The organism is Arthrobacter sp. UC242_113 (assembly GCF_044054585.1).
GTDB lineage: Bacteria > Actinomycetota > Actinomycetes > Actinomycetales > Micrococcaceae > Arthrobacter.
In genome coordinates this window covers 90,702-116,890 of record NZ_CP171971.1, presented here as the reverse complement: position 1 = coordinate 116,890, position 26,189 = coordinate 90,702, and the positions used below count along the sequence as shown (strand labels likewise).

24 protein-coding genes and 1 pseudogene are annotated in these 26,189 nt (G+C 61.0%); 14 read left to right on the top strand and 11 right to left on the bottom strand.

What is annotated here, in order from left to right; translation table 11 throughout:
- Window positions 1-4: 4 nt before the first annotated feature.
- From hisD to pdxS, 7 genes are all read right to left on the bottom strand, one after another.
- Window positions 5-1,318, bottom strand: coding sequence for a histidinol dehydrogenase (gene hisD, locus ACHMXB_RS21750; RefSeq protein WP_395405502.1), 1,314 nt, complete (start codon window positions 1,316-1,318; stop codon window positions 5-7).
- Between the two features lie 1,308 nt (window positions 1,319-2,626).
- Window positions 2,627-3,667, bottom strand: a complete 1,041-nt coding sequence (locus tag ACHMXB_RS21745; RefSeq protein WP_395405500.1) for a LacI family DNA-binding transcriptional regulator — start codon at window positions 3,665-3,667, stop codon at window positions 2,627-2,629.
- Window positions 3,668-3,809: 142 nt separating this feature from the next.
- Window positions 3,810-4,565 carry an HpcH/HpaI aldolase/citrate lyase family protein gene (locus ACHMXB_RS21740; protein ID WP_395405498.1) on the bottom strand — a complete coding sequence of 252 codons (756 nt, stop codon included), beginning with the start codon at window positions 4,563-4,565 and terminating at the stop codon, window positions 3,810-3,812.
- 29 nt (window positions 4,566-4,594) lie between these two features.
- Complete coding sequence (locus ACHMXB_RS21735; RefSeq protein WP_395405496.1) at window positions 4,595-5,743, bottom strand: mandelate racemase/muconate lactonizing enzyme family protein; 1,149 nt, start codon at window positions 5,741-5,743, stop codon at window positions 4,595-4,597.
- Between the two features lie 65 nt (window positions 5,744-5,808).
- On the bottom strand, window positions 5,809-6,651 hold the full coding sequence (locus ACHMXB_RS21730) for an NAD-dependent epimerase/dehydratase family protein (protein ID WP_395405494.1): 843 nt from the start codon (window positions 6,649-6,651) through the stop codon (window positions 5,809-5,811).
- Between the two features lie 8 nt (window positions 6,652-6,659).
- The gene (locus ACHMXB_RS21725; protein ID WP_395405492.1) at window positions 6,660-6,971 is read right to left on the bottom strand and encodes a hypothetical protein; all 312 of its coding nucleotides are present in this window, start codon (window positions 6,969-6,971) and stop codon (window positions 6,660-6,662) included.
- Window positions 6,972-7,130: 159 nt separating this feature from the next.
- A complete protein-coding gene (pdxS, locus tag ACHMXB_RS21720) occupies window positions 7,131-8,030 on the bottom strand; it encodes a pyridoxal 5'-phosphate synthase lyase subunit PdxS (protein ID WP_395405490.1) in 900 nt (299 codons plus the stop codon).
- A 182-nt stretch (window positions 8,031-8,212) separates the two neighbouring features.
- Here pdxS and ACHMXB_RS21715 point away from each other — a divergent pair, with 182 nt between their 5' ends.
- The 13 genes and pseudogenes from ACHMXB_RS21715 to ACHMXB_RS21655 all read left to right on the top strand — a co-directional run bounded on the left by ACHMXB_RS21715 (window position 8,213) and on the right by ACHMXB_RS21655 (window position 22,597).
- A complete protein-coding gene (locus ACHMXB_RS21715; RefSeq protein ID WP_395405488.1) occupies window positions 8,213-9,076 on the top strand; it encodes an SDR family oxidoreductase in 864 nt (287 codons plus the stop codon).
- 56 nt (window positions 9,077-9,132) lie between these two features.
- Window positions 9,133-9,927 (top strand): 5-deoxy-glucuronate isomerase, encoded by a 795-nt coding sequence (iolB, locus tag ACHMXB_RS21710; protein ID WP_395405486.1) that lies wholly within the window; start codon window positions 9,133-9,135, stop codon window positions 9,925-9,927.
- A gap of 39 nt (window positions 9,928-9,966) precedes the next feature.
- Window positions 9,967-11,454, top strand: coding sequence for an aspartate aminotransferase family protein (locus ACHMXB_RS21705; RefSeq protein ID WP_395405484.1), 1,488 nt, complete (start codon window positions 9,967-9,969; stop codon window positions 11,452-11,454).
- 111 nt (window positions 11,455-11,565) lie between these two features.
- The gene (gene ald / locus ACHMXB_RS21700; RefSeq protein WP_395405482.1) at window positions 11,566-12,687 is read left to right on the top strand and encodes an alanine dehydrogenase; all 1,122 of its coding nucleotides are present in this window, start codon (window positions 11,566-11,568) and stop codon (window positions 12,685-12,687) included.
- A 73-nt stretch (window positions 12,688-12,760) separates the two neighbouring features.
- Window positions 12,761-13,990: a D-mannonate dehydratase ManD gene (gene manD / locus ACHMXB_RS21695; protein WP_395405480.1), complete on the top strand. Its 1,230-nt coding sequence runs from the start codon at window positions 12,761-12,763 to the stop codon at window positions 13,988-13,990.
- Window positions 13,980-14,539 (top strand): annotated as a pseudogene (locus ACHMXB_RS21690) (gluconokinase). The gene manD and the pseudogene ACHMXB_RS21690 overlap by 11 nt, the downstream one beginning before the upstream one ends.
- Window positions 14,540-14,663: 124 nt before the next feature.
- Window positions 14,664-15,584, top strand: coding sequence for an ABC transporter substrate-binding protein (locus ACHMXB_RS21685; protein WP_395405478.1), 921 nt, complete (start codon window positions 14,664-14,666; stop codon window positions 15,582-15,584).
- A gap of 9 nt (window positions 15,585-15,593) precedes the next feature.
- Window positions 15,594-16,571: an amino acid ABC transporter permease gene (locus tag ACHMXB_RS21680; protein WP_395405476.1), complete on the top strand. Its 978-nt coding sequence runs from the start codon at window positions 15,594-15,596 to the stop codon at window positions 16,569-16,571.
- 56 nt (window positions 16,572-16,627) lie between these two features.
- Window positions 16,628-17,395: an amino acid ABC transporter ATP-binding protein gene (locus tag ACHMXB_RS21675; protein WP_395405474.1), complete on the top strand. Its 768-nt coding sequence runs from the start codon at window positions 16,628-16,630 to the stop codon at window positions 17,393-17,395.
- A gap of 8 nt (window positions 17,396-17,403) precedes the next feature.
- A complete protein-coding gene (locus ACHMXB_RS21670) occupies window positions 17,404-18,453 on the top strand; it encodes a phosphotransferase (protein WP_395405472.1) in 1,050 nt (349 codons plus the stop codon).
- A gap of 25 nt (window positions 18,454-18,478) precedes the next feature.
- Window positions 18,479-19,822: an aspartate aminotransferase family protein gene (locus ACHMXB_RS21665; RefSeq protein ID WP_395405640.1), complete on the top strand. Its 1,344-nt coding sequence runs from the start codon at window positions 18,479-18,481 to the stop codon at window positions 19,820-19,822.
- A gap of 15 nt (window positions 19,823-19,837) precedes the next feature.
- Window positions 19,838-20,983 carry an ROK family protein gene (locus ACHMXB_RS21660; RefSeq protein WP_395405470.1) on the top strand — a complete coding sequence of 382 codons (1,146 nt, stop codon included), beginning with the start codon at window positions 19,838-19,840 and terminating at the stop codon, window positions 20,981-20,983.
- A gap of 81 nt (window positions 20,984-21,064) precedes the next feature.
- Window positions 21,065-22,597, top strand: coding sequence for a CoA-acylating methylmalonate-semialdehyde dehydrogenase (locus ACHMXB_RS21655; protein ID WP_395405468.1), 1,533 nt, complete (start codon window positions 21,065-21,067; stop codon window positions 22,595-22,597).
- A 125-nt stretch (window positions 22,598-22,722) separates the two neighbouring features.
- Here ACHMXB_RS21655 and ACHMXB_RS21650 read toward each other — a convergent pair whose 3' ends face one another.
- Together ACHMXB_RS21650 and ACHMXB_RS21645 are read right to left on the bottom strand one after the other, a co-directional pair.
- On the bottom strand, window positions 22,723-22,923 hold the full coding sequence (locus tag ACHMXB_RS21650) for a hypothetical protein (RefSeq protein ID WP_395405466.1): 201 nt from the start codon (window positions 22,921-22,923) through the stop codon (window positions 22,723-22,725).
- Window positions 22,924-23,475: 552 nt separating this feature from the next.
- A complete protein-coding gene (locus ACHMXB_RS21645; RefSeq protein WP_395405464.1) occupies window positions 23,476-23,910 on the bottom strand; it encodes a winged helix-turn-helix transcriptional regulator in 435 nt (144 codons plus the stop codon).
- A gap of 155 nt (window positions 23,911-24,065) precedes the next feature.
- Between ACHMXB_RS21645 and ACHMXB_RS21640 the strand changes: the two genes are divergently transcribed.
- Complete coding sequence (locus ACHMXB_RS21640) at window positions 24,066-24,962, top strand: NADP-dependent oxidoreductase (RefSeq protein ID WP_395405638.1); 897 nt, start codon at window positions 24,066-24,068, stop codon at window positions 24,960-24,962.
- Between the two features lie 47 nt (window positions 24,963-25,009).
- On the opposite strand, the gene ACHMXB_RS21635 is transcribed toward ACHMXB_RS21640, so the two are convergent.
- The gene (locus ACHMXB_RS21635) at window positions 25,010-25,267 is read right to left on the bottom strand and encodes a hypothetical protein (RefSeq protein WP_395405462.1); all 258 of its coding nucleotides are present in this window, start codon (window positions 25,265-25,267) and stop codon (window positions 25,010-25,012) included.
- Between the two features lie 89 nt (window positions 25,268-25,356).
- Window positions 25,357-26,166: a cyclase family protein gene (locus ACHMXB_RS21630; protein ID WP_395405460.1), complete on the bottom strand. Its 810-nt coding sequence runs from the start codon at window positions 26,164-26,166 to the stop codon at window positions 25,357-25,359.
- Window positions 26,167-26,189 lie beyond the last annotated feature (23 nt).

Here is a 26,189-nt window from a genome sequence, read left to right as displayed (position 1 = left end):
GTTGCTAAGCGGTCTGGTTGGAGAGCGCCCATTCGGGCCATACTCCAGTCACGCGGGAAGCTCGGGCATCTCCGGAGCGGGCATGCCCTTCGAAGTTCTCTGCACGTGCTGCGCGCCCCAGAAGGACTCCGAGCTCAGCTGATGCCTCAGGGTTAGTGACTTCTTGGTACGTGACCGTTTTGAGGAATTTCCCCACCCAGAGTCCGCCTGTGTATCGCGATGCCAGACGTGTTGGCAATACGTGGTTCGTGCCGATGATCTTGTCCCCGTACGACACACACGTGTTCTCGCCAAGGAAGAGAGCCCCATAGTTTGTCAGGTTTTCCAGGGCGTGGCGCACGTCCCTTGTGAACACCTGGACATGTTCGCTGGCGTACTTATCGGAGATCTCGTAGGCCTCCTCGAGGGAGTCGGCGAGGATAACCTCGCCGTGGTCGCGCCAGGCTGCGCCTGCAACGTCGCGGGTGGGCAGGTGTACCAGCTGACGATCAACCTCATCAAGCACCGCTTCGGCCACAGCAGACGATGTAGTCACGAGAACTGCCGGGGAGTCAGGCCCGTGCTCGGCCTGGCTGAGAAGGTCCACGGCAGTGAGAAATGGATCAGCCGTCTCATCGGTAAGAATCAGAACCTCTGTTGGACCAGCAAAGAGGTCGATGCCTACTTCGCCAAAGAGTTGGCGCTTGGCTTCAGCCACATACGCATTTCCCGGGCCAACGATGACGTCAACGGCCGAAACGGACTCCGTACCAACGGCCAGCGAAGCAATGGCCTGCACACCGCCAAGAAGATAGATTTCATCCGCACCGGCAAGATGAATGGCGGCGATCGAAGCATCCGGAATGACTCCGTTAGGCGCAGGTGTTGCGGCCGCTACACGCTTCACGCCCGCAACTTTGGCAGTCACGATCGTCATGTGCGCTGAGGCCAACAGGGGATACCTGCCGCCAGGGATGTACGCACCCACCGCGTTTACTGGGATATTTTTCTGACCCAGGAAAACCCCGGGTTGAACTTCTGCCTCAAAGTCCTTAAGGGAATCACGCTGTAGTTCGGCAAACCGCCGCACGTTTTCCTGAGCGGTCTTAATATCAGCGATGGTTTGGGCCGGCACCCTAGCGATTGCCTCTTGGATCTGCTCGGCGGTGAGTCTGAACGATGGAGGAGACCAGCGGTCAAACTTCTCCGAATATTCCCGCACCGCTTCGTCACCCCGAACTCGAATATCGGCAATTACGGATTCCACAGTTTCCCGGACCGAGGCGCTGGACTGCCCTGCAATGGACGGCTTCGCGGCTTGTTTGATGTAGATGGCCAAAGGTTGCTCCTTGTCTAAAGTCTTTCGTCACGTTGCAGACGATTAAGATCAGCGTAGAAGGAGCATAAGCATAAGACAACGGCCAAGTTTCTTGTAATTGACATAGCATTTACTTGTGTTTGAGGTCCAGTGTGGACTGCCTGCGCAGGAGATTGCACGGTCGGTTTTTTGCGAGGGTCACATGACTCAGGCGCTGAGGACAGGGACGAACCCTGACGTTAGGAGCATGCCTGAGGGTTTGACAGGCGACGAGCAAAACGGCTTCGCTATGAGCGTCCTCACCGGCCGGGAGTTCCCGTAGCTACTTCTAGTGCCGTGGGTTTAACGCCGATAATGGAGATTACGTCAAGTAAATTTGTTGAACCTTAAACTAAGGTTCCGTTTCTAGACTAGATCATTTCAATATTGGGGGCACAGCGAGACCGCTGTGAACGGTCGCAGCTATCCTAGTTCGGCGAGTTCTCCGCTCAATCGAATCCCAAGCCAAAAAGCTTCTTCGGAAGCCGCCTCTTCAAGTTCTCTGCGTTGCTGCCCTGCGTCAGGTCCTGGAGGTGGTCATCTTTCGCCTGACTCCGGTCCCTCAGCGCCGTACTTGCCCGTACTGTGGGCCGCATCACTGCTATCGTCCCAACCGCAGCATGGTCCGTCTACAAAACGCGTTTGTTCATTGCAAACGGTTTGTTTGCCGGTGGAAATCCGGGAAATGTGCGGTCCTTTATCGGACGCAGGCAACCGGATTGAGTTGTGCCGCAGGCCCAAGAAGGGTGGCATTCGATCTTCGGTTCGCACAGATCGATATGCTCGGTGACACGGTCGAAGTCAAATTCGCTCCCTCTCTTCGCTCGGTGTCTAAGGCGTCCTCGTGCTCTCCCTAGCTGGCCCGAAGGAGAAGGAAGTGGCACGTTCCTTCGCCCTGGCCACTACACCCACTCATGGAACCTTCCATGAGTTTTTCGAGCCGTGGGGTACAAAGCGCTACTCCGTGTATCCTGGCTTCCGCCGCTGAATAGGTTTACCGCTGTACCGGGTCACGTCCGACGAACGACGCCATTTCCTCATCGGCTGCACTCCCTTCCCGCGACCCGCTGTCGTGCATGCGAACGCTCTGCCCCACCGCGGTGCGGAGACGATGGAGGAAGCAATCGCCACGGGGCATCCGGTGAGTACCCGGCCGCGAACGCGTCCCTAGCGCCGACAGTATCTACGACGGCGACACGCTCCGCCGGCAACTTTACGGATCAGCCATTCTCGATCGCGTAGCAGCCGTGTCTTTCCGACAGGCTGCGTGGATCTGGCACGGAGCCCGTCCTAGTCGCTATGGGTGCTGCGCCGGATGGCTAGGCTTGGAACGAAGTGTGTGAGCGCGGCAGGCGAGCCGCCTTCAAGGGCTTCGATTAGGACACGTGCGACGGTTTCGCTCATCTGCTCAGCGCATGAATCGACAGAAGTAAGTTCAGGTGTGGAACACGTTGCAAACGCTAGGTTGTCGTATCCGGTGACGGCAACATCCTCAGGCACGCGACGACCATTGGCCGTCAGATACTTGATGGCCCCTATGGCCAATGGATCTTCGGCGCACACGATGCCGTCGGTGTGCCATGCCGGATCCAGCCCTCGACCGCATGCGTTGTAGGCCCCCGTGACGCCGGGAACCGCTTCAATGGTGCGGATCTCTATGCCATGCTTTTCAACGGCTCGGACGTAGCCCCGCATCTTGGAGATTGCCGCCGGATTCTGGCTGTCCTGAACATAGACAAGGTTTCGGCGGCCAAGACCCACGAGATGGTCGACTGCCATCTCAATGCCGGCAGCATCGTCGCTCAAGACGGAGTAGATGCGGTCACCGTCAACCTTTCCGTTAAGAATGGCGATGGGCGTCGTTTTCGCTGCCTTCTGCACATAAGGGTTGTCTCCCCGGGCAAATGCTGACCCGGCGAGAATAATGCCGTCAACCCGTTTCTCAACCAACGTCCGCAACCGGGCGGTCTGGTCCTTCTTGTCATCCCGGGCAAAGCCGACTTGGATGTCGTAACCGCGACGTCGTGCATAGCTTTCGATGCTTTGAACCGCTGCCGAGAAGTAGATATCTGAGATATCTACGGTGAGTACAGCCAGAACCTTCATCGAATTTGATTGAAGACTCCTCGCGAAAACGTTCGGCGTGAACCCCAAGTCGTTCATGACTGACTGCACGTGGATGACAGTCTCGGGTTTAACCTTCGGACTGCCGTTGATCACACGCGAAACCGTCGCCGAAGATACTCCCGCGACTTTTGCGACATCGTAAATGTTCACTGTGTTCTTTGCTCGTTTTGTATTCATTTGCGTGCGGTGGCCGGGTTCTCCCATCTGCGCTCCTCCGCTCTACTCGAAAGCGTAACTCACGCCGTGCAGCGGACAAGCTACACCACCGTGGCAGTCCGGGAGGGTGTTCCCAGCATGGAGGATGTCCCCTTTTCACTTCCCAGGAAGCTGTTTCGTAGCAGTTGCGTCAGCCTTTGATCCGACGGACAGTGTCGTTTGCGGCGGCACTGAGGATGGTTGCATCCGAGCCGATTGCGATCAGGGTGAATCCATCGTCGGCGTATTTGAGTGCCGCTTCGGGCGTGGATGCGAGGATCCCGGCCGCGATGCCGGCTGCGGTTGTCGTCTCTACTATGGTCCGAAGCGCTTGGACATAGTCTGGATGATCGAACTGGCCCGGCACGCCTAGTGCGGCCGTGAGGTCTCCTGGCCCTACAAACAAGGAGTCAACCCCGTCGGTGCGTGCTATCTTTTCCGCGTTCGCCAGTGCTGCCAAAGATTCGATCTGGACTATGCCGGCAATTCGGTCATTGGCCTCGCTGAATGAACGAGGAGGCTGTCCGAAACCTCGGGAGCGGTTGTAGGACGCCACTCCCCTGTCGCCGCGCGGAGGGTAGGCGAGGCCGGCGATAGCGGTTTCAACTTGCTCCAGGGTGTCGAGGCGGGGAAAAACGACAGCTTCTGCGCCGAGGTCAAGAACTCGCCCGGTCCGGATGCGGGCGGGTGTTTCCACCCTGACGGCCACGGGAATGTTGTGGGCCTGCCCGATCAGGAGGTGTTCGATGAGCTCCCGCTCTCCGCCTCCACCGTGCTCCAAATCCGCGAATAACCAGTCGAATCCTGCGTTGGCCATGATTTCAGCAGTAAAAGGGTTGGCCAGGCTGAGGAAAGTTCCGAAGATTGGTTGTCCAGCGACGAGCTTTTCTTTGAGTGTTGTGGTCATGGTGTTCCTTAGGTGCGTGTTTTCGGCGGCTACAGACTTGCCTTGACTCCGAGACCTTCCACAGCGTTCCTGGATACCCAGCCCTCATCCACTTCGACACCCAGTCCAGGAGCGGTGGGAATACTGACCACGCCGTTGAGCTGGCGGATGGGTTCTGCAAGGACACCTTCGCGCTGGGGGTTGTCCCCCCGGTCAAATTCAAAGATGTGGTGATGACCGCTAGCGGGTGATGCGGCAGCCAGCAATTGCAGGGTCGCAGCCTGCAGGATCCCGGTGCCCCAACAGTGGGGGGAAATGCCGACGTGCCAGGTGTTGGCCATGGTGAGAATCGCTTGGCCTTCGGTCAACCCACCGCAGGCGGCCAGGTCTGGTTGGATGATGTCCATCCTTTTGTTGACCACGAGATCCTTGAACGCAAAGCGAGTGCAGAGGGATTCGCCGCCTGTTAGGTTGTGTCCGCCGGAACGGAGAGCTTCCCAGCCTTTGACGTCTTCGGGCGGCAGTGGCTCCTCGATCCAGTAGGGGTTGAATTCACTGATGAGGTCCAGGGATCTGCGAATGGAGGCGAGAGTTCCACTGGTGTTGTAGTCGACCATGAGTTTCCGGTCAGGCCCGAGGATCTCCCGGGCAACTTTTACGCGGTCGTAGTCGTCTTGCGGGGACAAGCCGATGCGGATCTTCGCAGCATTGAAGCCATCGTTGACGGCAGACTCCAGTTCGCGGCGGAATTGGGCCGTTCCGCCCGTCTTCGTGACGTAGCCGGTGGACGCGTAGGCTTCGATGCTTTCGCGGACTGATCCGCCCATCATCTCGTATATGGGCACCCCAAGGGTCCGGCCGAAGGCGTCCCAGAGTGCCGTATCGATGCCGCTCATGGCAAAAACGTGGGCGCCTCCGTTGGTGAGGTGGTAGCTCGCGGACAGATGTCCCAGTATTCTGCTTTCCCGCACGGACACGGGCTGCCCGATAACGCTTTGGGCCTGCGCAGCCAGCGCAGGTGCTACCAGCCGGATCGGTCCAAACGCCTCCCCCCACCCAGCGACGCCGTCGGTTGTTGTTACCTTGACAAGCGTGGATGCTCGGCTGGAGGCGAGAAACTTGGCGCAACCGTATTCCTGCTCCGTTAACTGGTATTCCAGTGGGAAAGTCTCTACTGACGCTACTGCTGGGGTGCCCATTGCACTCCTTCTGCTGTTGGGGCCATGGCGCGGTGACGTTGGTGTGTCGTGGACGCCGCCAAGGTCTAGTGCTGTGGGTGGAATCCGGCGGCTGTTCCGTCGAAGTCAGGGATGCAGAAGGCTCCGCCCAGGAAATGTGAGCCGTAATGACCGTTTTGGACATTTGTCGGATCAAGGTTGCCGAGGACTTCTTCGGCATAGTCCTCTGCGTTGTCTACGGACTTGTAGCCAATGGACTCAGCCTCGTCCAAGCTCATCCATCGCCGGGTGTTATCCGAAACGCCCCACACGATCCTGTATCCCGGATCCACGGCGCTGAGTGCGGCTTCGACCAGCCCCAGACAGTCAGTTGGGGAAAGCCAGTGACCGAGTTGCCGATTATCTGAAGGAACCGGCTGGTATGAGGCAATGCGAAGGCAGATGACATCGAGGCCGTAGCGGTCGTGATACAGGCTTCCCAGCGCCTCTCCGGCCACCTTCGTAACACCGTAGAAGCTGTCGGGGCGCGGGTACATGTAGTCCGGAGCTGAGGCGCCTTCATACTTGGGGTGGAAACCCACAGCGTGATGGCTGCTGGCCAGCACGACGCGCCGGACACCGGAAAGCCTTGCAGCCTCAAGGACGGTGCGTGTGCCATTGATGTTTACCTCGAGATAGTTCTCCCACGTGTGGTTGTCCAGGAGACTGGCCATATGGATGACAGCGTCGGCACCGGCGCAGACGTCCTGCATGAAGGCACCGTCGGTGATGGAACCCTGGTGGATTTCCACGTTCTCATCGGCCTCGGCCGCAGGAAGGTCCTGAACGTCGACAAGCCGAAGGGTTCTGCCGTCGCGGGCGAGAGCGGTCCGGAGCATGCGTCCGATTTCGCCGGCGGCTCCCGTCAGCACGATGGTTTGAGCATTCACATTGACTCCTAGGAAGTCGGAAGTTGATTGGTTGGATCGCCGTGGACAAGGGATGCACGGCGTTGGATGTGTAAGGGGTGAATCCAGACCTGATAACCGGAGCCCTTGTCAAAAAGCGCCCGGCCGGTAATGCCTTCACCAGCTATCCATACATGGGAGCCATCCAAGGTGGCGTCTTCAACCACGCCCCTTCGAACAAACTCTCCGTCTTTTCTGACGTCTACGACCATGCCGATCAGGTTGATCCATTCGTCATGGCGGCGGGACCGGCTAATACCGTCATCGAAAAGAAGGACTGGACCCATCGCGGAGTCGTTCATAGCTCGGCCAGCTTTCCGTGCAGTTGGTCACGGTTGGAGGTTAACCGGTGGGATCAATCTTCAAGTTTCACTATGAAACAAATTACATGTGACGCAGATCAACGTCAAGGGACAAAGATTCGCGGCTACCAGATGGTTCTCTGAGCGCCGGCGCCATGTCTACCAGCCGCGCTCGGCGAGGCGGTGTGGCTGGGGGATTTCGTCGACGTTGATGCCGACCATGGCCTCACCCAGACCGCGGGAGGCCTTGGCGATGACGTCCGGGTCGTCGAAGAAGGTGGTGGCCTTCACGACGGCGGCCGCACGCTGGGCCGGGTTGCCGGACTTGAAGATGCCGGACCCGACGAACACGCCGTCAGCGCCGAGCTGCATCATCATCGCGGCGTCCGCCGGGGTGGCGATCCCGCCGGCGGTGAACAGCACCACCGGGAGCTTGCCGGTGGCGGCAACTTCCTTGACCAGTTCGTACGGGGCCTGCAGTTCCTTGGCCGCGACGTACAGCTCGTCCTCGGGCAGTGCCGCGAGCTTGGCGATCTCGGCGCGGATCTGGCGCATGTGCCCGGTGGCGTTGGAAACGTCGCCGGTGCCGGCCTCGCCCTTGGAGCGGATCATGGCCGCACCCTCGTTGATGCGGCGCAGCGCCTCACCGAGATTGGTGGAACCGCAGACAAAAGGAACGGTGAAGTTCCACTTGTCGATGTGGTTGACGTAGTCGGCCGGGGTCAGGACCTCGGACTCGTCGATGTAGTCGACGCCGAGGGACTGCAGGACCTGGGCCTCGACGAAGTGGCCGATGCGGGCCTTGGCCATGACCGGGATGGACACGGCATCGATGATCGCCTCGATCATGTCCGGATCGGACATGCGGGACACGCCGCCCTCGGCGCGGATGTCGGCCGGGACGCGCTCGAGCGCCATAACGGCAACGGCACCGGCATCTTCGGCGATGCGGGCCTGCTCGACGTTGACGACGTCCATGATGACGCCGCCCTTGAGCATCTCGGCCATGCCGCGCTTCACACGGCTGCTGCCCGTGAGGCTTTCATTTCTTTGGTTCATTGGTGTTTCCCTTTCCACAGCTTCGAGGCAGCTTCCACGGCACACTCCTGTGCCGCAATGCTCCAACGCTAAGTGACCACAGCAGAATTAGCTATTGACTTTGAGAAATTCCTCACTTCAAATGTTACTAGTTACATTCTGACGATCAGCCACTCACCCCACTCAGCAGGAGGCACTGCACTATGCCAGCCACACCCCCAATCACCGTTGATCTTTCGGGGAAGGTAGCCGTGGTCACCGGAGGCACGGGCGTTCTCGGCTCCGAGTTCTCCCGCGCCTTGGCTGCGAACGGTGCTGCCGTAGCCGTTATCGGGCGAAATCAGGCCAAAGCCGACGCTATCGCCAAGGACATCGCGAACGCCGGCGGCAGTGCGATCGCCATCAAGTGCGATGTGCTGGACAAGGAAGCCCTCCGGTCTGCACACGAACGCATCCGTTCCGAGCTCGGCCCGTGCGACATCCTCGTCAACGGCGCCGGCGGAAACCACCCGAAAGGCACCACATCGGGCGAGTACCTGACCGACATGGACCTGCAACCACACGGGCCCGAGCACGTAAGCTTCTTCGATCTTGAAGCCGACGGCATCCGCCACGTACTGGATTTGAACTTCCTCGGCGCGCTGCTGACGACCCAGGAGTTCGCCAAAGACATGGTTGATCGTCCCGGCGGATCGGTTCTGAACATCTCATCAATGAACGCATTCACCCCGCTGACCAAAATCCCGGCCTACAGCGCTGCCAAGGCCGCTGTCACCAACCTGACGCAGTGGCTGGCCGTGCACTTCGCCCCTGTCGGAGTCAGGGTCAATGCCATTGCACCGGGATTCTTCGCCACCGAACAGAACCAGAAACTTCTCTTCGAAGACGATGGCGAGCTCACTGCCAGATCCCGCAAGATCCTGTCGGCAACCCCGATGAGGCGGTTTGGTGAGCCCTCCGAACTCCTTGGAGCACTGCTGTTCCTGGCCTCTGACAACGCCGCCGGCTTTGTCAGCGGGGTAACCGTCCCCGTCGATGGCGCATTCTCCGCCTACTCCGGCGTATAGCACCACAAACATCACAAATGCCCTTACGGCATACACCCATCAGAAAGGGGAAGGACATGAGCAGGCTTGTTAAAGCCCGCCCTGACACCGGCTATCAGGATTTGGTTGGCGAGGACAACGGTTACACCAAATTCCTGCGTTTCGGCCTGATCAAGCTTGCGGCCGGCCAGACGCACACGGCCCGGACCGAAGGATTCGAGGCGGTCGCCGTCATTCTCACGGGGACCGCCACGGTCACCGTTGACAACCAGACCTGGGACAACCTTGGCGGTCGTCAGAGTGTCTTCGACGGCAGCCCCACCTCCGTATATGTTCCAGCGTTCGCCGGCTATGAGGTCGTCGCCGAGACTGATGTCGAGATCGCTCTCTGCATCGCGGCCACTGACGAGAAACGGACCCCGTTCGTTGTCAGCCCCGATGAGGTCCAGGTCGCAGAGCGCGGAGAGAAGAACTGGAAGCGCACGATCCGGGACATCCTCACCACCTCCGGCGAGGGCCGCGTCAGCGCCATCGTCATCGGTGAAACCATCAACGACCCCGGACACTGGTCCAGTTACCCGCCGCACAAGCACGATGGAGAGTTCGCCCCCCACGAGCCGAACTTCGAGGAGATCTACCACTACCGCGTCGATCCGGCCGGCGGCTTCGGGGTCCAGCTGCACTACACCAAATCCCGCGACATCGACGAGGCTCACACCGTCCGTGACGGCGACACCTACGTTATCGAACGCGGCTACCACCCCCTCGCCGCCGCGGGTGAGCACTCCCTCTATTACCTGTGGGTCATGGCCGGTGACACCGGCCGGAAGCTCAACCCTTACATCGACCCCGATTTCACCTGGCTCATCTAGGCCCAGGCCCCAGAACGCAAGCAGCGAAAGGCAAGCACCATGGCAATCCAGCCCTACGAGGATCTCCTCAACAAGCTCGAAGCGGACCAGTCAGTCACGCCCAAGAACCGTGAGGCACTGAACGACTTCCTCACCTACGAAACCCCCGGATCCTGCCTCTACACCAAGTGGACGAACCCGCCGATCATCGAATCCGGCAAAGGCAACAAGGTCACCGACGTCGACGGCCGCGAATACATCGACTGCATCACCGGCATGTCCAGCATGAACATCGGACACGGCGACGAGCGCGTCGCCCAGGTCATGCAGGAGCAGTACATGAAGCTCAGCCACTGGTTCGATTTCCCCACCCCCGAACGCCTGAAACTGGTCAAGCGGCTGTGCGAAATTACCCCCGGCGACTTCGACAAGCGCGTCTGGCTGGGCCTCAGCGGCGCAGACGCCATCGACGCGATCCTGCGCCTGGTCCGCGTCCACACCGGCAAGTCCCAGATCATCTCCTTCTATGGCGGCTACCACGGCCAGAACATCGGCACGATGAGCCTGACCACTAAGGCCGGCATGCACCGCTGGTACTCCCCCGTCCCGCCCGCCGACAACGGCGTCAACAGGTTCCCCTACCCGTACGCCTACCGCTGCGCCTACAACACCACCAGCGAAGCCGAAAGCGCCAAGGCCGCCGTCGAAGCTATCGACCGCATCCTCATGAGCGGCGAAAACACCATGGCCAATTACGCCGCCGGCATCAACAATGTCGCCGCCATCATCGTTGAACCCATGCAGTGCTCGGCCGGCTACATCAAGCCGCACAACGACTTCCTGCGCCGCCTGCGAGAACTCGCCGACAAGCACGGCATCCTGCTGGTCTTCGACGAGATCCAGACCGGCATGGGCCGCACCGGAAAAATGTGGGGCAGCGAGCACTCCGGGGTCGTCCCCGACCTGATGGCTGTCGGAAAGGCCCTCGGCGGCGGGGTGCCCATGAGCGCCGTCGTCGGCCGCGCCGAGATCTTCGAAAAGCTCGGCCCGGGCATGTCCTCGAACACCTACGCCGGCTACGCCCTCGGCTGCGCCGTGGCCAACAAGGTCCTGGACATCTTCGAAGAAGACAACTTGGTCGAGCGCTGCGCCCAGGTCGGTGAATACATGGCAGGTGTCCTGGCCGAGTACTTCGAGAAGCACCCCCTGGTCGGCAGCTACGACCAGACCGGAGTGTTCCTGGGCATCGAATACGTCAAGGACCGCGACACCAAGGAACCTGCCCTGCAGGAAACCATCGTGCTCTGCGATGCCCTGCGCGACGCAGGCCTGCTCGCCCAGCGCAACGGATACTACGGAAACCGGATGTCCTTCATCCCGCCCATCAACATCACCCGCGACGACGTCGACGAGATGTTCCGCATCCTTGACGAAGTCACAACCAAGGTCGAAGAGCAGTTCTCCATCGGCAAGCCCGAGGTCACCAGCGAGGTCGAGGCACAGGTCGCCGCCGAGCACCAGCCGGAACTTGTTCAGAGCTCCATGTAACGTCCGTTCACCGGTGGGGGCGGCAGCCTAAAATGCTGCCCCCACCTCCCATTTTTCGCCGTGGCCGCCCAACGCCGATGGCATCGACTAGACCAGGAATGAGGTACACCCGTGCATATCGGCGTGCCCAAGGAAGTAAAGAACAACGAAAACCGCGTCGGCCTCACGCCGGCCAGTGTCGTCGCCTACATTGCCGCCGGCCACAGGGTCAACGTTGAAACCGGCGCCGGCACCGGCAGCGGCTTCACTGACGCCGACTACGTGGCTGCAGGCGCTACCATCGTGGCCGACGCCGCCGATGCCTGGGCTGCGGACATGGTCATCAAGGTCAAAGAACCGCTCCCCCAGGAATACGGTCATTTCCGCAGGGGCCTGATCCTGTACACCTACCTCCACCTCGCGGCCGAGATCGGCCTGACCCAGGCGCTCCAAGACAGCGGGGTCACCGCCATCGCCTACGAAACCATGCAGGCGCCGGACCGGTCGCTGCCCCTGCTGACCCCCATGAGCGAAGTCGCCGGCCGCAAGGCACTGCAAATCGGCGCACAGTACCTGGAAAGCTTCTACGGCGGACGCGGTGTTCTCCTCGGCGGTGTCCCCGGCGTCCTGCCCGCCGAAGTCGTGATCATCGGCGGCGGTGTCGTGGGAACCAACGCTGCCAAGATGGCGGTCGGCGCAGGCGCCAGCGTCACGATCCTGGACATCAGCCCGGACCGGCTGCGCTACCTTGACGACATCTTCGGCGGACGCCTCAAAACCCAGATGTCCAACCCCTACAACATCGCCGATGCAGTACAGAAGGCTGACCTGCTCATCGGCGCCGTCCTCATCCCCGGCGCCCGAGCCCCCCAGCTGGTTTCCGAGACCATGGTCAAGTCAATGCAGCCCGGAAGCGTCATCGTCGACGTCGCCATCGACCAGGGCGGATCCATCGAAACGGTCGACCGGGTCACCACCCACGACAACCCGACCTACGTCCGCCACGACGTCCTGCACTACTCAGTCGCCAACATGCCAGGGGCCGTGCCGCGCACTTCAACCATCGCGCTGAACAACGCCACCCTTCCCTACGGCCTCCAGATCGCCGGACAGGGCTACCAGCGGGCGGCCATGAACAACACCACCATCGCCAACGGCATCAACATTCACTTGGGGGAAGTCACCTACGAGGCCGTCGCACGCGCCCACGGCATCGAACACCGCAAGCTGGACAAGGCCTTCGCCACCGTCTGAGTCGCAGAGGTGCCGGGCGCCGCCGTCCGGCACCCGCCCACACGTCATACCCCTGAGCAGTAAAGGAAAACCCATGAAAATCATTGCCGCGGAAGTCTTCGTGACCAGCCCGTCCCGTAACTTCGTGACGTTGAGGATCACCACCGAGGACGGCGTTACCGGCATCGGTGACGCCACCCTGAACGGTCGCGAGCTCGCCGTGGCCGCATACCTGAAGGAGCACGTGGCGCAGCTGCTGATCGGGAAGGACCCGCACCGGATCGAGGACACCTGGCAGTTCCTGTACCGGTCCTCGTACTGGCGCCGCGGCCCGGTGACCATGGCTGCGATCGCCGCGGTGGACATGGCCCTGTGGGACATCAAGGGCAAGCTGGCCGGCATGCCCGTGTACCAGCTGCTCGGCGGGGCATCCCGGAACGGGCTGCGCGCCTACGGCCACGCGTCCGGCTCCGACATCCCGTCCCTGTTCGATTCCGTCCGCGAACACCTGGAACTCGGCTACAAGTCCGTGCGGATCCAGACCGCAGTGCCCGGGATCAAGGCCGTGTACGGAGTGGCGGCCCAAGCGCAGGCGTCGGGGGAGCGGTACGACTACGAACCCGCCGGCCGAGGCGCGTTCCCGGTGGAGGAGGACTGGGACACCCGGGCCTACCTCCGCCACCTGCCCACGGTGTTCGAGGCGGTCCGGAGCGAGTTCGGCCCGGAACTGCCGCTGCTGCACGACGGGCACCACCGGATGACCCCGATCCAAGCCGCGAAGCTGGGCAAGGCCCTGGAGCCGTACGACCTGTTCTGGCTTGAGGACTGCACCCCGGCCGAGAACCAGGAAGCACTGCGACTGGTCCGCTCGCACACCACCACGCCGCTGGCCATCGGTGAAATCTTCAACACTGTGTATGACTACCAGACCATCATCAAGGAACAGCTGATCGACTACGTCCGCGCAGCCTCCACCCACTTCGGCGGCATCTCGCCGTTGAAGAAGGTCATGGACTTCGCCGCGCAGTACCAGATCAAGTCCGGCTTCCACGGACCCACCGATATCTCCCCGGTCGGGTTCGCCGCGCAGCTGCACGTGGGCCTGGCCATCCACAACTACGGCATCCAGGAATACATGCAGCACTCGGACAAGACCAACGAGGTCTTCGAACAGTCCATGACATTCACCGACGGTTACCTGCACCCCGGCGACAAGCCCGGCATCGGCGTCGAATTCAACGAGGAAGCCGCGGCCGCCTACCCCTACCAGCAGGCCTATCTGCCCTACAACCGCCTCGTCGACGGCACCGTCCATGACTGGTGAGGCAGCATTCGCCAGCAACACACGGCACCACATCGTACTGATGGGCGTGGCCGGCTGCGGTAAGAGCACCGTTGGTGATGCCCTCGCCCACAGCCTCGGCGCGGAATTCATCGACGGCGATGCCCTGCACCCCCAATCGAACATCGACAAGATGGCAGCAGGCACCCCGCTAATGACGACGACCGGGCGCCGTGGCTTGCTGAAATCGGCAGACGCTTCCAGACATCCGGCACGCCCCTGGTGATCGCATGCAGCGCACTTAGAAGCTCCTACCGTGACATCATCCGCACGGCCGATCCTTCCGTGGTGTTCGTCCATCTGCACGGAAGCCGCGCCGTGCTTCGTGACCGCATGAACGGGCGACCCGGCCACTTCATGCCGGCGTCGCTGCTTGATTCGCAACTGGCAACCCTGGAGCCACTGCAGGGTGGTGAAACCGGCTTCGTCGTAGATATCTCCCAACCGGTGGAAGACATCGTCGATGCAGTTCTGCGGCAGCTTTCCCCATCCGAAAAAGCTCCTCTTGTGACACTGGACACAGGCGCGTGATCGCGGTAACCTTCCTATAAGTTTCACTCTGAAACAAAAAATTCTTCTCTTGCATCATCCCCCACATCCCATTTCGAAAGCTTGCTCCATCAGCTGGAGCTGCACTGATCCAAAGGAGAGCAGCATGTTCCCCACCACCCGCAAAGCAGCGGTTGCGCTGGCCGTCGTTCTGTCCGCCGGTTTGGCCCTGACGGGCTGCAGCGGATCCGCGCCGGCCGCGCCGGCGGCAGGCCAATCGTCACAGGCGACCGTTGACCTGCTGCCCAAAGACGATGCCCTGGCCGCCCTGGTGCCCGACAGTGTCCGAAGCAAGGGAACCTTGGTGTTCGCCACCGACGCCACCGCCCCGCCGAACCAGTTCATCGACACCGACGGCAAGACCATCATCGGCAACGAGGTCGACTTCGCAAACCAGATCGGCTCCATCCTCGGCCTCAAGGTCGAATGGGTCAACACGAGCTTTGACTCGATCATCGCCGGACTTCAAGCAGGTCGCTACGACCTTTCGATTTCCGGATTCAGGGACACCAAGGAGCGCGAAAAGCTCGTCGACTTCGTCACGTACGCCAAGGCCGGTCCGCAGATCTTTACCAAGGCGGAGAACAAAGACAAGTTCAAAACCCTTGACGATGTCTGCGGCCACAGCTTCGCTGTCCAGTCAGCTACCGTCCAGGAATCGGTGGCTGAGGAACAGTCCAAGAAGTGCACCGCCGGTGGCAAGCAGGCCATCGACATCCGCGTTTTCAAAACCCAGACCGATCAGATCCAGGCGGTTTCGAGCGGCCAGGTCGAAGCCGGCGCACAGAACGCCCCGAACAATTCCTACCTCGCCACCCAGACCAACGGAGCGCTCATCGGCGTCGGCGACGCTTTCGCTGAAGGCCCCTGGGGCATGCCCATTCCCAAGGAAACCGGCCTGACCAAAGCAATCCATGGCGCGACCGAAAAACTTCTGGCCAGCCCGCAGTACAAGGACATCCTGAAGAAGTGGGGCGTAGAAGTACAGGCCATCGATAAATCCGTCATCAATGGCGCTATCAGCTAGGTAATTGCAATGTCTTCAACATCTACCCTCAACACAGATTCCAGACAGGATGACGTGCATCTTGGCGAAGCCAAAGTCGTCCGGCTAAAGCATCCCGGCCGGTGGCTGGCAGTGGCAGTGATTATGCTGATCATTGCCATGGTCGTCGAAACCATGCTCACCAATCCGCGGTTCCGGTGGGATATTGTTTTCAGCTTCTTTTTGGCCCCCCAGATTCTCGACGGACTCAGAGTTACCGTCACACTCACTGTGATCGCCATGATCATTGGCCTTGTTCTGGGCACGATCGTTGCCCTGATGCGGCTTTCGGCCAATCCCGTCCTGAAATCCGCCGGTTTTGCCTTCGTATGGCTGGTGCGGGGCGTCCCCCTCCTGGTCCAGCTGATCTTCTGGTACAACATCTCGGCCCTGTTCCCGGTTATCAATATCGGCATCCCGTTCGGTGGGCCGGTGTTCGCGAGCTTCAATGCCAACACCATTATGACCGCATACACTGCAGCCATCCTCGGGCTGGGCCTGAACCAGGCCGCCTACATGGCCGAGATCATCCGAGGAGGCATTGAATCGGTCGATGAAGGGCAACTCGAAGCGGCAGCCACATTGGGCCTCGGCCGGATCACCACGATCGGTCGGATTGTGCTTCCGCAAGCCATGAGGGTGATCATCCCGCCGACTGGCAACGAAACCATCACCATGTTCAAAACCACCTCGCTCGTCAGCGTCGTCGCCGTTGCTGATCTCCTGTACTCCACACAGCTGATCTACGCCCGGAACTTCCAGACGATACCGCTGCTGATCATGGCGAGCCTGTGGTACCTGATCCTGATCTCCGCCCTGAGCGTGGGACAGAGTTACCTGGAGCGCTACTACGCAAGGGGAACCAAACGGAACACTCCCCTGACGATGCGGCACCACATCGGCCGTCACTTCGGCAATGTCCGGCGCCTGCTGGTTCAGGGTCGAAGCTTCCCGGGAGAGCGGACATGACGACCATCCAGCCGCTCATCCGAGAAGATGCAGACGCCAGAAAAGAGAATGCCAACATGTCACAGACCGCCATGGTCCGGTTCAGCCGCGTCAGCAAGAGCTTCGGCGACCACCAGGTTCTCAAGGACATCACGTTCAATGTAGAGCCCAACAAGGTCCTGGTTCTCCTCGGCCCCTCGGGAAGCGGAAAATCGACCCTGCTGCGATGTGTCAACCAACTTGAGACCATCGACGGCGGCCGCATCGAAGTCAACGGCGAGCTCATCGGGTACAAGGAAAAGGCCGGCAAGCTCCACCAGCTGCACGAACGCGAGGTTCTCCGGCAGCGCATGCAGACAGGCATGGTGTTTCAGAACTTCAACCTCTTCCCCCACCTGACAGCTCTGGAAAACGTCTGCATCGGCCCGGTCAGGGCCAGGAAACAAGACAAGGCCATCGTCAAGCAGCGCGCGCAGGCTCTGCTTGAACGCGTGGGACTGGGGCACCGGACCTCGGCATACCCGCGGCAGATGTCAGGGGGCCAACAGCAGCGAGTGGCCATTGCCCGCGCACTCGCGATGGAACCGGAGCTGATGCTCTTTGACGAGCCGACCAGCGCCCTGGATCCCGAGTTGGTTGGTGAGGTCCTTGATGTCATGAAAGGCCTCGCGGCCGAAGGCATGACCATGATCGTGGTGACCCATGAGATCGGTTTCGCCCGGGAAGTGGCCGACAACGTCGTCTTCATGGACCAGGGCGTGATCGTGGAGTCGGGCTCACCGGACGAAGTGTTCAACAACACCCGCCACCAGCGCACCCGTGACTTCCTGGCGAAAGTCCTGTGAAAGAAGTAATGGAAAAGAAGACAGATCCACATACCACCCTCCTCACCGCCACCGACGAATTGACGGCAGAAGCTGCCAAGGACTTGCTGCAGAATGCCTACGGGCTCTCCTGCGAGTCCGCAAAGCGCCTCGCCGGTGAACGCGATGACAACTTCAAGATGGTCACAACGACAGGGACATACTTCCTGAAAGTTGCGCACTCCGCCGAGGACGCAGAAATAACATCCTTCCAAACCGACGTGCTCCGTCACCTGGAACTCCATGCCCCTGACCTGCCTGTTCCGCGTGTCATTCCCACACTGGCGGGGTTGCCTGAATTCACAATCACAGACTCCGGAACACTCCGGCGTGGCCGGCTGAGTACCTTCATGCCAGGCGAACCCTTTGATGGGCTGGACACCACCGCCAGTCTTCGCAGCAGTATCGGAGAATCGCTGGCAAAGCTGTCTCTGGCGCTGGCAACCTTCTCCCACCCGGCAGCAGAACATCAGGACCTCCTTTGGGACATCGGGCGGGCATCATCGCTGCGGGGCATCGTGGAAACTTTGCATGACCAAGCGATGAAGGGCACCCTGCTCGACGGAATCGATGACTTTGATTCCCGCGTCCTTCCCCGCCTTCAGCCCTTGCGCCAGCAAATCGTGCACGGCGACTTTACCGCCAACAACCTCATGCGGAATCCTGCCGGAGACAGCGTTACGGCCATACTCGACTTCGGCGACATGACCCGAAGCCAGACAGTCAATGATCTCGTGGTAGCAGCCGCCTACGAACTGAGACCATCAGGGAATCTCCTTGCCCCGGCCCTGGACGTCATCACCGGTTACCACAGGGTACGGCCCCTGCTGCCGGAAGAAATCGATGTTCTCTTCGATCTGATCGTCACCCGCACCGTGCTGCGGCTCGCCATCACCGAGTGGCGCGCCGAACGCTTCCCGGAGAACCGCGACTACGTGCTGCGCAACAACCCACGTACCTGGCAGGTCCTGGACCGGCTCCGGAATATCTCCAGAGAACAGGCCCAGGAAGAAATCTTCAACGCATGTAAGGCGGCTTAAAGTGGCAACAACGAAATCGCAGTTCATGGTCAACGCATTCGACGTCTCGACGACCGACGCCCTGGACCCGGCCATCCAGGCGATCGTCCGTCGCCGGGCGCGTGTCCTCGGACCCGGCTACAAGCTCTTCTACAAGACCCCGCTGGAGCTTGTCAGGGGCGAGGGCGTCTACATGTATGACGCCCAAGGAAACCGGTACCTGGACGCCTACAACAACGTCCCCTCCGCCGGGCATTGCCACCCCCATGTGGTCAAGGCCGTCTCCGACCAGATGGCCAAGCTCAACACCCACACCCGTTACGCGGCTGAACCAATTCTGGACTACTCCGAGCGTCTGCTGGCCACGTTCCCCGCAGAGATGGACAACGTCATGTTCACCTGCACCGGCAGCGAGGCAGTTGACCTGGCCCTTCGGATCAGCAGGTTTTACACACAGGGCACAGGCGTCATCGTCACTGCAAACGCCTACCACGGACTGACAACGGCCGCGGCAGAAATCTCCCCGCAACTCGGAGCCAACGTCCCGGTGGGCCAGCACGTCTGGACCGTCGCCGCGCCCCAACCCGACCGGACCGACGGGGTGGACCCCGGCGAAGCCTTCGCTGCCGGGGTAGCGGAGGCCATCGCGGATATGCAGCGCCATGGCGTCGGGTTCGCCGCCTTCATCGCTGATTCCCTGTTCTCAACCGATGGGATTCTGCCTGATCCGGCCGGGTTCCTGCAGCCAACAGTGAATGTCGTCCACGCCGCCGGAGGGCTGTACATTGCCGACGAAGTCCAGCCAGGTTTCGCCCGGACTGGCGACACGATGTGGGGCTTTCAACGCCACGGCATCGTTCCCGATATTGCCGTCATGGGCAAGCCCATGGGCAACGGCATGCCCATCGCCGGCGTGGTCGTGAAGTCCGCAATCCTGGACGAATTCGGCACCAAAGTACGCTACTTCAACACCTTCGGCGGGAACTCCGTCAGCATCGCCGCCGCAGCAGCTGTGCTGGACGTCATTGAAAACGAAGGACTTCAGGAAAACTCACAAAAAATCGGGCGCTACCTGAAAGAAGAACTCGAGCAACTGGCCTCCGGCAGTGACAACGTGTCCGCCGTCCGCGGGGCAGGGCTGTACCTGGCCGTCGATTTCGTCGACGAAGCCGGGCTTCCGGCCGCTGACGCAGCAAGCGACGTCATCAACGGCCTCCGGCAACGCGGGGTTCTGATCGGCGGCACCGGAATGTACGGCAACACCCTCAAAATCCGTCCGCTGCTGCCCTTTACGCACGCCCACGCCAATGAGTTCCTTCACGCCTTCGACGACACTCTTGCAGCCATGGGTAGAAACCGTCCGGCAAGCGTCGCCGCCCGAGGCCGGTAGGCTAGGTTTGGATCGATGGACACACACAATCTGCGCGATCGAAGCCGCGTCAACGTCTTGGAGACCGTCCTTCAGGACGCGCCGGTCACTCGCGACCGTGTCATTACGAAAACAGGCCTTAGCAAGGCAACTGTTTCCCGTGTAGTTGAGGAACTCCGCATCGACGGATACCTTTCAGACGGAACCGTGAGGGAGCATGCCGGAAGAGGCCGTCGCTCCACCTATCTGGATCTCGCGGAAGGCCTCGGCTATGTGGTGGGCATCGATCTCGGTGCGAACTCGACCCGGATGGTCGCCGGGGACTTAAGAGGCCGGCATCTGGGCACTCTGCGGACAACAACACCTGGTGGCCTGTCCACCGAGGAGGCCGTCCGGTGGGTAGCCGAACAATTGGCACGCCTCACCGGCGATCTCGACTTCCACGGAGACCTGACCGGTGTGGCCGTTGCGGTTCCAGGGCGGGTGATGGGCACTCAGCTCACCCGTCCGGCCCCTTCCGCGCATCAACTGGCGGGCACGGAGTTTCACTCGCTATTGGAGCGAAAACTGGGTGTTCGGGTGTACCTGGACAATGACGCCAACCTGGCACTCCTCTCAGAGATTACCGACGGCACAGTGGCTGGCAGGTCCGACGTTGCCTTGCTGAGTGTGAGCACCACTTTCGGTGCCTCCATCGCCGTCCAGGGAAGCATCCTGAAGGGGCGAAGCATTGCTCTCGGAGAACTGGGGGTCCTCGGTGCCGGTCCTAACGGAGCTCCGCTGGACCGGTTCCTCAGCGTCAACGGCCTTATGGAGACGGCTGCACAACGCGGGCTCCGTCTCGACGCGATCGAAGACCTCTGGGAAAAGCCAGCCACCGGCGGCCTCGCAGAGCTCATCAATGACTTCACCGCAGCCCTCACGTCCGCTTCCGCCGTGTTCTCTGTAACTTTCGATCCGGAAGCGATCGTCTACAACGGCCGGCTCCGCCCACTCATGCAGACCCAGATGGCCGAGGTGGAGTCCGGACTGGTTCGGCTTCTGGCCACCTCGCCCCAACTGCATGTCACCCCGCAGGACGGATACTCCGTCGCCAAGGGGGCCTTGGAAGCCGCTATCCAAGAGGGGCGCGCTGCCGCCCTGCAGCGCGTACTCGAACGCAGGGCTGAAACCGCCAGCTAGCTAGATCAACCAGACCCCTCTTATTACCGAATCACATACTTTTTTAGTTTCAAAGTGAAACAATTTTAGAAAGGCAAGAATATGAGTGAACAGACCGGCACGCTCCTAAGGACTCTTGGTCATTACGTTGACGGGGCGCCATTTGAAGGAAGCGGCGCGCAGGTTCAGCCCGTTTACAACCCGGCCACCGGCGAAATCAGCAAATACGTGGCACTGGCTGAGGAAAGCGACGTCAACGCCGCCGTCGCAGCCGCCAAGGAAGCCTTTGGCCGGTGGGGGCAGATATCCCTTGCGCGGCGGACGGCGATCCTTTTCTCCTTCCGGGAGCTACTTGCAGCCAATCTCGACGAACTTGCCGCCATCATCACCTCCGAGCACGGAAAAGTCCTCTCGGACGCGAAAGGTGAGCTCCAACGCGGTCTTGAGGTCGTGGAAATGGCATGCGGTATCGGCCAGCTACTCAAGGGCGAATTTTCGGACCAGGTCTCCACCGGGATAGATGTTCACTCCTTCCGGCAGCCGCTGGGCGTCGTTGCGGGCATCACCCCGTTCAATTTTCCGGCCATGGTTCCGCTGTGGATGGCTCCGATAGCCATTGCCACGGGCAACACCTTCGTGCTGAAGCCCTCCGAGCGTGACCCCTCCGCCGCCAACCGCATCGCCGAACTCTGGACCGAGGCCGGCCTGCCCAAGGGGGTCTTCAACGTGGTCCACGGCGGAAAGAGCGCGGTGGACACCCTGCTGACCCACCCCGATGTTAGCGCCGTATCATTCGTCGGTTCGACTCCCATCGCAAAATATGTCCACGCCACCGCGACGGCGCACGGTAAGCGTGTGCAGGCTCTCGGCGGTGCGAAGAACCATGCGGTGGTCCTGCCGGATGCGGACATTGACTATGTAGCCGAACACCTGGCCGCTGCGGCCTTCGGCTCCGCAGGCCAGCGATGCATGGCGATCTCCGCCGCCGTTGCCGTGGGTGACGCAGCCGACCGCCTGGTCCAAGCTGTAGCCGGCAAGGCACGGACCATCGTGGTGGGCAATGGTGCCGACCCGGCCAGTGAAATGGGGCCGGTTATCACCCCGGAATCACAGGACCGCATCATCAGCGCGATCAGCGGCGCCCAAGCCAATGGAGCAGACGTTGTGGTCGACGGGCGGGACCTCAAGGTCAGCGGTCACGAAGGCGGCTTCTTCGTCGGCCCAACGCTGATCGACAAGGTTGCCCTTGACGATCCTGCCTACACAACAGAACTCTTTGGCCCCGTGCTGGTCGTTATACGGGTCCCCGATCTGGAAGCCGCCATCGACCTGGTCAACTCCAGCCCCTTCGGCAACGGTACAGCTATCTTCACAGCATCCGGCGAGGCTGCACGAACGTTCCAGCGTGCGGTGACAGTCGGCATGATCGGAGTCAACGTTCCACTTCCCGTCCCGGTCGCGAACTACTCCTTCGGCGGATGGAAGGATTCGCTTTTCGGCGACAAGCACATCTACGGTCCCGAAGGCGTGTCGTTCTACACCCGGGCCAAAGTGGTTACCAGCCGCTGGCCGCACCAGGAAAAGTGGCAGGAACAAGGCTCAGGAGCCTCATACGACTTCCCGAGCTCGGAGTAACACCCCGTGGGAGCGCCGGGCTACCGCCGTGGTCCGGCGCCTCCCTACACACACTCATAGTCTTCAGTTTTGGATAACTCCTCAATGACGCAGGGAAGAGCCGGAAAGTGTTTATTGTCGCGCTCCTATGCGCCTGCCTGATCATCGCACCGCTCGGCGTTCTCTGTGTCGGATACTTCAGCCGACGGGCCGACGCATTCGAGCAGGTCCGCTACTCGCCGTGGCTGGCGAACTTCGAAGAATACTCCCGCCATGCCCTTGAAGAAGGCTTTCGTCCCATCAAACCGGATGAGGATCGCACCATATACATCCGATTCGTCGAACACCAGCGCGATCGGAACGCTGGCCCGCCCAGGTAAAGCTCTATTAAGTCGTCGCCTATGACGGTCCCCCAGCGCGACACCTCGGGCTGACTTCCCAATGCCAGGCTTCGGCGTAAATCGCCGGCTCTCGAAAAGGCGTATGCTCCGCCTGCAATTAAGCCACCTCACCATGCCCTAAGCGCGACAGCCTCGAGGCAGAAGCGAGTTGGCCTAAGTTTGCTCGTGCCCTCTCAGGAAGCGGCGACTACTGGCCTGGACATTGATGTACACCCCACCCTGACGTCGGGGCGTCTGGTCAGGGAGGATTCGCCTGCCCCGAGCTCGGTCTCTCGTTCTAGGACTCCGCTGAGGAGTAAGTAGGCCAGACGTGTCCTCATTAGTTCATGTTTCGTTGGTCTAGGTCGATGTTTATCGAGCCAACACACCGGTTCTCGTCCCTCCCTCTGTCAGGATGACATCTGTCAGCAAAACGGTGTTCGACGCTATTCTGACGGCGAAGAGTACGCCGAAATTTTCCTCCTGACGGTTTGCTCTGGAAGCCCTGCGAGGGCGTTTTTATCCCGTTGGCACCGCGACCTCGCTGGTCGCCCCTGCGTTGTCGAATCGTGTGCGGTTTTCTTGAATCTCATCGTGGTTGCTGCCGGCCCAGTCGATCAATGTGGTGATGGCGGTGAGCAGGGTGGCACCGAGATCGGTCAGCGCATACTCGACCCGTGGAGGCACCTCGGCATAGGCGGTTCGGGTGATGAGACCGTCGCGTTGCAGTTGGCGAAGGGTGTGGGTGAGCATGCGCTGGGAGATGCCAGGGATGGAGCGCAGCAGATCTGTGTAGCGCAGGGGTCCGCTCTGCAGCGAACTGACCACAAGCACGGCCCACTTGTTGCCTGCCCGTTCGATGATCTGCCGGATGGTTTCTCCGTGTTCCGCTGGCCACCGGGAGCAGGGTCCTGACAGGGCCTGGGCTTGCCCTGCGAGGGATTCAGGTTCCATGGGGCACATGTCCTTCCGGTTTCGCACACGCGTGTGCCTTTTGTAACGAATCCAATACTGCCTCATCGTGGGGTTACACACTATTAGTAACCAGAGGCGGGATTCCCGGCCTGCACGTCAGCAGCGCCGCCCGTCCCGGAAGGAAGATCATGTTCATGCGTGCCGTCACCGTTTCCCGCTTCGGCGGACCCGAGGCGATTGAAATCACAGAGGTTCCGGTGCCCAGGCCGGGCGTTGGACAGGTGCGGGTCAAGGTGGGGGCCGCTGCATTGAATCCGGTGGACGCGGCCATCCGTTCCGGAGTTTTCGGCGGCGAGGGAGAACGGCTCGGTTTGGGCTGGGACGTCGCAGGAACGATCGCTGCAGTAGGGGCCGGAGCGGACTGGGAGGTCGGCGTACGGGTGATAGGGCTGGCGACGGGCCACCGTGAGCCACTGGGTACGCATGCTGACTACGTCGTGCTCGACGCGGACAGTGTTGCCCCGGCCCCTGATTCGCTCGGCGATGTCTACGCCGCGACCCTGCCACTGAACACGTTGTCCGCCGTTCAGGCGCTGGAGATACTGGCGTTGCGTCCGGGGCAGAACCTGCTGGTCACAGGAGCGGCCGGCGCCGTCGGAGGGCATGCGGTGGAGTTGGCACACCGGCAGGGGCTGGAGATTACCGCAATGGCCTCCCCGGGCGACCAGCCCTTCCTTCTATCCCGAGGAACTGATCATTTCCTCTCCCGAGGGGCAAACCCCGCAGATGCCAGCTTCGACGGGGTGCTCGACGCTGCGGGTCTGGGGCACCGCGCGATCGCCGCGGTTCGTGACGGGGGCTCCTACGTCGGCCTATGGCCGGGACAGGAACCGGAGTCCGAACGCGGTATCCGTGTCGGTGCGCTGGATGTGCAAGCCAACGGCGCTCAGCTCACCGAGCTTTCACGCCTCGCCGACCAGGGTGAGCTCGTGGCACGTGTCGCACGGACCTACCCGCTCGAGGACGCAGCGGCAGCACACGCCCGGCTGGCCGAAGGCCGCCTGCGGGGCCGGCTCGTACTCGTCCCCTGACACAGCAAGCCTGCATCCAGCGGACCAGAAGGCGTCTTCGAATCGCGCTAGTCGCGTTTGTGGAACTGCCGGTGCAGTTGTTTGTCGGTCATCCGGTACCGCATATTCCCATCGAGCAGACGCGGTTCAACCCACACCTCATAGTTGTCGGCTGCCGAAAATAGCTCGCGTCCTTGCACGCCATCTGCCGCTACCCAGAGCAGACTGCGGTCCTGCATTGCGTCTTCAACGATGCCGGCACGGATGAGGGTGCCCCGCCTTGTTATTTCCACAGGGGCTCCGATCAGTAGGTTCCATTCCTTCATCAGGTACTTGACCGTTCGTCTCGTTGGCATGTATTCACGAAACCCGTCTTTTGTCCGCCCTGAATGGGCGGTTCGAGTGGATGTCTGGGCTATGCCCGGGATGCCTCGACGAACGCCAGCACGCGCGCTGGGCTAGCTGTGCCGCCCACAATCGGCAGCGGGGTGACGACGATGAAGGCGCCGGTTGCTGGCAGTTGGCTAACGTTTTTCAGCGACGTTACCCCGTATTTGTCGTTCCCGAGGAGGTAGTGATGCATCGGGAAAGGCGGCTCCAGACCGAATCCTGCTCCGGCATCAATGCCGACGGTCTCGACACCGAACCCCGCGATTTCCGTCTCTTCAGCCAGCCAGCGCGCGCAATCCGCTGAGACGCCAGGGGTGTGTGGCCCTGTTTCATCTGCGTTGAGGAACAGGGCTTCGTCGTGCCCATATTGGTCCCATCCTGTGCGGTAGAGCAGCCATGCACCCTTGGGTAGCTTCCCATGGGCGTCTTCCCACGCCTTAACATGGTGGATCTCGAGCAGGAAGTCCGGGTTTGCGGCGACTTCGGAGCTCACATCGATCACGACGGCGGGCCCGACGAGTCTTTCTACGGGCAGTTGGGATACGTCCCGGCCTGCCCGTCCGCTGATCCAGTGGATCGGAGCATCGACGTGGGTGCCGAAGTGCTCTCCGACATGGATGTTGTTATGAGCCCACATGGGACCGCGTTCATCGTAGGCGGCAACCTCCTCGAGGTTGAGATCGATCACATTGGCCAGCGGTTCGGGCAAGCGCAAAGCGGGAGTCAACGGCGTCAGCGGTGTGGTGAGGTCGATGACCTGGATGTGTCGCTGTGCCAGGCCTTCGAGCAGGCCCGCAAGCGTACCGGCTCCTGCGGTCGGTGCTGTCTCGGTCATGGTCGTTCTTGCCTCTCGTTCTC